This window comes from Streptomyces sp. 8K308, assembly GCF_004348315.1.
In the GTDB taxonomy this organism is placed as follows: Bacteria; Actinomycetota; Actinomycetes; order Streptomycetales; family Streptomycetaceae; genus Streptomyces.
In genome coordinates this window covers 1-1,746 of record NZ_SMKC01000594.1, presented here as the reverse complement: position 1 = coordinate 1,746, position 1,746 = coordinate 1, and the positions used below count along the sequence as shown (strand labels likewise).

1 protein-coding gene and 1 pseudogene are annotated in these 1,746 nt (G+C 76.8%); both read left to right on the top strand.

The features are described from left to right. Positions 1-303, top strand: a pseudogene (locus E1265_RS35995) (hypothetical protein); the annotation flags it as partial. A 17-nt stretch (positions 304-320) separates the two neighbouring features. Beyond that, the coding region (hutH, locus tag E1265_RS35990) for a histidine ammonia-lyase (protein WP_132935142.1) at positions 321-1,746 on the top strand (1,426 nt) is incomplete at its 3' end.

The window sequence follows — 1,746 nt, the reverse complement described above, 5'->3', positions numbered from 1 at the left end:
GTGTGCCGGCGGGCGGCGGAGCTCGAGCTCGGCGAGGGGGTGGCCTGCGGGATCGCGACCACGAGCGAGGACATCGGGCCGCTGCGGTCGGCGCGGCGGCTGTTCCGGCTCGCCGACGCGGCGCAGTACCGGGCGAAGGCGGCGCGCTCACCGGTGCCGGTGGTGGCGGGGCGCGGCGGGGCGCACGACGTGGTCGTCGCGCTGGCGGACGTGCCGGCGCCCGAGGGGCCCGAGCGCCGGGCGTTCCGGGCCCGGTCGGTGCCCGGCCCCCCGGCCGATGACGGCAATCGATTCACTCCATAGGCTTAGTGAATATGACTATGCACAACGGGGTCGCGCCCGTCCCGCTCTCCACCTCCGGCACCACGCCGGCCGACGTCGTCGCCGTCGCGCGGCACGGCGCCCGCGTCGAGCTCACCGAGCCGGCCAGGGCCGCGATGGCCGCCGCCCGCCGGGTCGTGGACGACCTGGCCGCACGCCCCGAGCCGGTCTACGGCGTCTCCACCGGCTTCGGGGCGCTCGCCGTCCGGCACATCGACGCCGGCCTGCGCGCCCGGCTGCAGCGCAACATCGTGCGCTCGCACGCCGCCGGCATGGGCCCTCGGGTGGAGCGCGAGGTGGTGCGCGCCCTGATGTTCCTGCGGCTGCGGACCGTCGCCTCCGGGCACACCGGCGTGCGCCCCGAGGTGGCCGAGACGATGGCCGCCGTGCTCAACGCCGGCATCACCCCGGTCGTCCACGAGTACGGCTCGCTCGGCTGCTCAGGGGACCTCGCGCCGCTGGCGCACTGCGCGCTCACGCTGCTCGGCGAGGGCGAGGCCGAGGGCCCCGACGGGGAGCTGGCGCCCGCCGGCGAGCTGCTGGCGCGGCACGGCATCGCGCCCGTCGAGCTGCGCGAGAAGGAGGGCCTGGCGCTGCTCAACGGCACCGACGGGATGCTGGGCATGCTGCTGCTCGCCGGCACCGACCTGGCCCGGCTCCTCACCGCCGCCGACATCACCGCCGCGCTCACCCTGGAGGCGCTGCTCGGCACCGACCGGGTGCTCGCCCCCGAGCTCCAGGCCGTGCGCCCGCACCCGGGGCAGGCCGCGAGCGCCGACAACATGCTGCGGGTGCTCGCCGGCTCCGGGCTCACCGGACACCACCAGGACGAGGCCCCCCGGGTGCAGGACGCCTACTCGGTGCGCTGCGCCCCCCAGGTGGCCGGCGCCGGCCGGGACACCCTGGCGCACGCCATGGCCGTCGCCGGCCGCGAACTGGCCGCGGCCGTCGACAACCCGGTGGTGGTCGGCGACCGCGTCGAGTCCAACGGCAACTTCCACGGCGCCCCGCTCGGCTATGTGCTCGACTTCCTGGCCATCGCCGTCGCCGACCTGGCCTCCATCGCGGAGCGGCGCACCGACCGGCTGCTCGACCGCAACCGCTCGCACGGCCTGCCGCCGTTCCTGGCCGCGGACGCCGGCGTCGACTCGGGCCTGATGATCGCCCAGTACACGCAGGCCGCGCTGGTCGGCGAGCTGAAGCGGCTCGCGGCGCCGGCCTCGGTCGACTCCATCCCCTCATCGGCCATGCAGGAGGACCACGTCTCGATGGGCTGGTCGGCGGCCCGCAAGCTGCGCACCGCGCTCGAAGGACTCACCCGGGTCGTCGCCGTCGAGCTGTGCGCCGCGACCCGGGCGCTCGAACTCCGCGCCCCACTGGCCGAGCGCGGCCTGTTGCCGGGGCCCGCCGGGCGCGCGGTGATCG